Origin of the sequence: Mycobacterium sp. NAZ190054, assembly GCF_001545925.1 — a bacterium.
GTDB lineage: Bacteria > Actinomycetota > Actinomycetes > Mycobacteriales > Mycobacteriaceae > Mycobacterium.
Window position 1 is genome coordinate 1 of the sequence record NZ_LMVQ01000229.1, and the last position, 5,815, is coordinate 5,815.

Annotated in this window: 5 protein-coding genes and 1 pseudogene; 2 read left to right on the plus strand and 4 right to left on the minus strand. The window is 68.2% G+C overall.

All coding sequences use genetic code 11. The annotated features are described in order from the left end of the window. Positions 1-353, minus strand: a pseudogene (locus ASJ79_RS33235) (hypothetical protein); the annotation flags it as partial. 91 nt (positions 354-444) lie between these two features. Next, positions 445-1,245 (minus strand): L,D-transpeptidase, encoded by an 801-nt coding sequence (locus tag ASJ79_RS16755; RefSeq protein ID WP_231750881.1) that lies wholly within the window; start codon positions 1,243-1,245, stop codon positions 445-447. Between ASJ79_RS16755 and ASJ79_RS34010 the strand changes: the two genes are divergently transcribed. Together ASJ79_RS34010 and ASJ79_RS16765 are read left to right on the plus strand one after the other, a co-directional pair. Beyond that, a complete protein-coding gene (locus tag ASJ79_RS34010) occupies positions 1,228-1,569 on the plus strand; it encodes a response regulator transcription factor (RefSeq protein WP_067957283.1) in 342 nt (113 codons plus the stop codon). The genes ASJ79_RS16755 and ASJ79_RS34010 overlap by 18 nt on opposite strands. A gap of 312 nt (positions 1,570-1,881) precedes the next feature. Further along, complete coding sequence (locus ASJ79_RS16765) at positions 1,882-3,279, plus strand: PE-PPE domain-containing protein (RefSeq protein WP_067957285.1); 1,398 nt, start codon at positions 1,882-1,884, stop codon at positions 3,277-3,279. A 16-nt stretch (positions 3,280-3,295) separates the two neighbouring features. Here the strand turns inward: ASJ79_RS16765 and ASJ79_RS16770 are convergent, their stop codons facing one another. Both ASJ79_RS16770 and ASJ79_RS34015 read right to left on the minus strand, forming a co-directional pair. Next, the gene (locus ASJ79_RS16770) at positions 3,296-5,410 is read right to left on the minus strand and encodes an acyltransferase family protein (RefSeq protein ID WP_067957288.1); all 2,115 of its coding nucleotides are present in this window, start codon (positions 5,408-5,410) and stop codon (positions 3,296-3,298) included. A 60-nt stretch (positions 5,411-5,470) separates the two neighbouring features. After that, the coding region (locus tag ASJ79_RS34015) for a hypothetical protein (protein WP_231750883.1) at positions 5,471-5,815 on the minus strand (345 nt) is incomplete at its 5' end.

The window sequence follows — 5,815 nt, forward strand, 5'->3', positions numbered from 1 at the left end:
CCGGTGCACGCGATGTACGCCACGCCGCAGTTCTGGAGCCTCGACGGCCTGCCGGCGACCGGCAGGCCGCGTTCGAGCATCCGGCGCGGCGGTTCACCCGGCCCCGGGGCGACCTTGCGCTGCGACGCCTGCGCGATGACCGCGATCGCGATGACGGCGATCGACACGGCCAGCATCGCGATGACGGCGACCAGGCTGCCCGGGCCGGCCTCGGGACGTTCGTCGGGCGGCGGGGCGCTGCCGGCGTCGGGCAGATAGCCGCGCAGCGCGGTGACCGCCAGCAGGACCAGCACGATCACCGCGACCGTGCGTGCCACCGCCTTGTTGTCCGCCGACTCCCTCTGTCCGGGCATGGCCCACCCCTGGCTTCCAGCACCGACGGCGTGGCGGCCGCCGGCCTGAATTCATCGTGGCACGATGCGCGCGCGGAGCGGGGCTATCCGGTCAGAACATCTGCCAGTCCGACGCACCGTCGGGCTGGTCGTAGAAGCCGCCGTCGGTGTTCTTGATGACCACCGCGTCACCGCTGCCGAAGTTGTCGTAGAACCACTGGGCGTTGGCCGGGCTGAGGTTGATGCAGCCGTGGCTGACGTTGCTCTCGCCCTGGGAACCCACCGACCAGGGCGCACTGTGCACGAAGATGCCGCTGTTGTCGATGCGCACGGCGTCCTGCACCTTGATCTTGTAGCCCTCGCCGGACGGGTCGTCGACCGGGACGCCGTACGTCGAGGAGTCCATCACGATGTCTTCGAACTTCTCCAGCACGTAGTAGGTGCCGTTCTTGGTGTCGTAGCCCGGCTTGCCCATCGAGACGGGGAAGGTCTTCTCCAGCACGCCGTTGCGCACGATCTCCATCTGCTTGGTCTCGTTGTCGATCGTCGCGACCAGCTGCTCGGGAACGCTGAACGTCGACTTGGTGCCGGCGGCGTCGATGGTGACGACGGTGCCGGCCGGCCAGAAGTCCTGCGGGCGCCAGCGGACCTGCTGGTCGCCGGTCCAGTAGAAGCGGCCGCCGGCCGGTTCGCCGTAGAGGTGGAATGTCGGCAACTCGCTACCCAGTTCGGTGACCGGTGCGGCGGCCCACGGCTGCGCGAGCTGACGACGATCGTGGACGGTCCCCGGGCCGGCGTCGCCGCACGCTTCGCCGCGGCACTGGAATCCTGTGACGCCACCGAGCTGGCTGCCGTCTCCGATGCGTTCGACGAGTTGGGTGATCGGATCGCGGCCATGGATGCCGCCGCGCACGCGGTGGTCCTCTACCGGCGTGCGGGGTTGCGAGGATCGGCGCTCGGATGCGCGGCGCGGGCCGAATCGCTCGCGGCGGAGGGCGGGGGAGTGCGTACCCCGGCCCTGGTCGCGGCCGGCTCGGAACTTCCGGTGACCGACCGGGAGCGTGAGGTGATCGCTCTGCTGGGGCTGGGTCTGTCCAATCGGGATATCGCCGAGCGTCTGGTGCTGTCCACCAGGACGGTGGAGGGCCACATCTACAAGGCGATGACGAAGACCGGCGCGGCCAGCCGCGAAGAACTCGCTTCTCTTCTCAAACCCGGTAAACGCACGGACAATTAACGGCGCCGAGAGCTGATATCGGTGGCAAACCGAGAAATGCCCCGGTCCGCCACAGGCAAAAAGAAATTATTTACATATTAATCGCATGGCAAATATTTACGCAAAGATAAATGCCATCGCTACTTTAAGACCCTGCACCTTGAGAGGCGAAAACACTTTTGTCCAGTGCTGTAGGCAAGGCAAATTGCAGCAACCCCGGATGCCTTTGCGTTGATGGCCTAGATTAAAGGGTTCAGTTTGGCGCCTCGTGTCTGTGCACATACTCGTCCCAAGCCGAAAACGGCTCAGTGGATCGACGAACGGGGGTTGACAATGCCGATATCGAGGAGCAAAGCCGGTAGAACGGGGGCGGTCTGGGGAGCGGCCGCTGCCGCGGCGGCGTTGGCGATATCCACGGCGTCGCCGGGATGGACCACCAGCACGGCGCTGGTCATCGGAGGTATCGGCACGCCGACGATGCACGACGTCGTGGTCAACCAGCTGCTCGGTGGTGCTCTCCAGGATTACGACGAGCGCAGGGTGGTCAACTGGCCGGCTGAGGCGAGGCCGTACACCGGCGCCGACGACATGACGCTCGGTGACTCGATCCGGGCCGGCACCGTCAATCTCGACGCGGAGATCGATGCCGCGCTCGACCGCCTCGAGCGCGACGAGAACGGCGACCTTCTCGAAGGCGAACGGGTGACCGTGGTCGGGCTCTCGGCGGGCTCCCTGGTGGTCACCGAAGTGCTGCGGGATTGGCAGTTCGACGGCGAGGACAACCCGGATGCGGACGAGATCAACTTCGTCGTCGTCGCCGACTCCAGTCGCCAGCAGATCATCGATGACACCGACCGGTACAACCCGACCTACGACTACACCTACCGGCTCCCCCCGGTGACTCCTTACGACACGGTGGAAGTCACCGGTGAGTATGACGGCCTCGCCGACTTCCCGGACCGCTGGTGGAATCTCACGGCGGTCGCCAACGCGTTGGCCGGTGCGGCGATCAGGCACATTCCCACCATGTTCTCCGATCTGTCGACGGTGCCCGAGGAGAACATCACGGTCACCCGAAACCTGTTCGGGGGCACCACCACCCGTTATCTCGTGCCGGCGGAGAGACTCCCGCTGGTGGTGCTGAATCCCAGTCTGGCGCCGCGCGAAGCCGAGTTGAAAGCCACTGTGGACCGAGGTTACAGCCGTAACGACCCGGTGCCGACCCTGGTGCGCACGCTCACCAACGACGTCGAAGACGAGGTCGACGAGACCGTCACTCCCGAGGACGCCCAGGATGATCCTGAGGACTTGGAGCGAGCGGTGCGGTCGGTTGCGGGTGACGACGAGGCGGGCGCGGGCCTCGCGGTGTCCGAAATGGTGGGCACCCTCGACGCGGCCGAAGACACCGCCGAGGACGCCACCGAGACGCTGTCGACCGAGTCGCGCGTCACGGCAGACGAGACCGACGCCGACACCGGCCATGCGGACACCGACGAGACCGGCGAAGGCGCCATCACGGAGGACGCGGCCGAGGAGGACCCGGCCGAGGCGGAGGCCACCGTCGACGAGGACAGCACGGAAGGCGCGGCCGGGCAGGACTCGACCCGGACCACGGATGCGGAGGATTCGTCCGAGGCGTCCGAGGACGGGGACGGCGCGACCGACGACGCCACAGCCGATGACGAATCCGGCGAGGGCGCAGGCGAGGATTCCGGTCCGTCGGACTCGTGAGGCGGGTCGCCCGCGGTCACCACCAACCGGTGGCCGCGGCGATCTGACGGCCGAGTTCGTCGGCCATCGTGCGCATGTACGTCGCGGAGACGTGGTGAGAGTCGTGGTACACCAACACGTTTCCCTCGGCCGCCCGGCAGTGATCGACGTCGCACACGGCATCGCTGAGGTCCAGCGGTTTCAACAACGGATACTGCGCGGTGTAGGCCAGCGTCGGGTTGACCTCGGACAGCGCCCGGGACCGTTTCACCCCGCAGCTGACGGCGTCACCGCCGCGGGCCAGGCAGTCCGCCGGGTCGGCGAGCCTCCCTTTCCGGATGAGCCACGGGGTGTCGCGCATGCCGAGCACGCTGATCTCGTTGGCCGCCAATATGTCCCAGATACCGAGGTAACTCTCGGGGACGATGTCGCCGGGCCCGTCGACCTTCGGCCGGGTGGTGGTGGTGAACACGTAGTCCGGACGGTCGGTGATCAGCTTGTTCATCACCTCCTGATTCCACAGATGGCACTGCGGATAGGGGTTGTCCGAGATCGCGATCGTCGGCACGAGCTCGGTGGTCAGCGGGCAGCCCATCTTCAGGTAGGTGACCACGCGGAAGCCGTGCCGGACGCCGAGCACGTCGAGTGCGGTGATCCAGTGCTCGGCGTGTGAGCCGCCGGCCAGCGCGATGGTGCGGACGGCATCGGGGTCGCCGTAGATGCAGTTGATGACGTCGGGGGTGAGGAAGTCGCTGATGCAGCCGTCGTGCGTGGTCGCCGGGAGGTCATCTTCGGCTTCCAGGACCGTCGGGCGCATCGGAAGCTGCGGGACCCGGAGCCGGTTGGTCAGCGCTCGCGCTCCGGGGTAGTCCTGTTCGGGCAGGTGTGCGAGTTCGTGCCCGTTGGCGCGCTGCAGGATCACGTGCTCGCGCCAGGTGAACGACGTCACCGTCAGTGCCACGGCCAGCAACACCACCGCCGAGCCCGGCACCAGCGTGGGGCGCGTCAGCCGGCCCCACAGTCGCACGGCGCGGCCCGGCTCCGCCGTGCGGGCGTCCGGGTAGCGCAACGGGTTCTCCACGAACCTGTGGGTCACGTACGCGAGCAGCAGCGAGACCGCCAGTACCGCGGCCCCGTCGACGATGCCCGCGCCCGGCCGTCCGGTGTGCACCAGCCAGAAGATGAGCACCGGCCAATGCCACAGATACAGCGAGTAGGCGATCGCGCCGAGCCAGACCAGGGGGCGGGCCGACAGCAGCCGCAGTGGCGGGGTGACCTCGCCGGGCCGGCCTGCACCCGCGGCGATCACCAGCAGGGCCGCGCCGACGGGCACCAGCGTCCACGGCCCGGGGAACAGCTGAGCGCCGTCGAGCCAAGCGCCGCACGACATGATCACGCCGATTCCCGCCGCGGCGCCGACCGCGCGCATCCACCCCGGCATCCGCAGGCCGGTGAAGAGCAGCGCCGCCATCACGCCGGCCAGAAGTTCCCAGGCGCGCGCGACGCTGTTGTAGTACGCGCTCGCCGGGTTCTCGGCCTGCGTGACGACCGCGTACACGAACGACGCGACGGTCAGCGCGCCGAGCACGGCGACCAGCACACCCTTGCGCCGACGCCCGGAGATCGGGCGCGTCACCCAGGTGAGCACCACGACCACCAGCAGTAACGCCAGATAGAACTGGCCCTGCACGGACATCGACCACAGGTGCTGCAGCGGGCTGACGGCCTCTCCCGCGCGGGTGTAGTCCGCTGCGGTTCCGGCCAGATGCCAGTTCTGGTAGTAGCCGAGACTGGCCAGGCTCTGGTCGGCGAACGATTCCCACCGGGTCTGAGGTTGCAGGGTCACGGTCAGCAGCGCCGCCGCCCCGAGCACCACGACCAGCGCGGGCAGCAGCCGCCGCGCCAGCCGCCGCACCACGGGCAGCGGGTTCAGCGACGGCGCCGGGTTCAGCGCGCGGCGCAACACCATCGCGCCGAAGAAGTAACCCGACAGCACCAGGAAGACGTCGACACCGCCGGAGACCCGGCCGAACCAGACATGGAACACGGCGACCAGCGCGATCGCCAGGCCCCGCAGACCGTCGAGATCGGTCCGCCGGGTGTCCTCGGGTGCCTGCGCCGACCTGCGCCACCTGCCCGACAACTTCACCACCTAGGTCACGAACGCGTTCCTCACGTCCGCGGGTGCAGCCCGGCCGACGTCGCCAGTAATTTAACCGATGTCCTGGCCCACCTGCTCGTGCGGCGCAACGGTGAACATCAGGCCGTGGTCGGTCTCCTCAGGGTCCACCTGGATCGCGCGGCCGCACACAGGGCACGTCGCCGCCGTGGCCGGCGGCGGATCGCCGGTCAGTTCGCGGCCGGATCCTGGGCATTTCTGCATCGCTACTCCTGACTCGGGGTCGGTGTTCCCCGGCCTGATACCCCGTCCCCGGCGCTCCATCTTGGCCTGCTCGAGGTGGGCGCGCAGCTCGAGGGGACGAGTAGGACACATCGAGGTCGCGCAACAGCCTGCCGATGTCGCCGGCCGAGAGTCCGAACGTCGACTCCGCCTGCT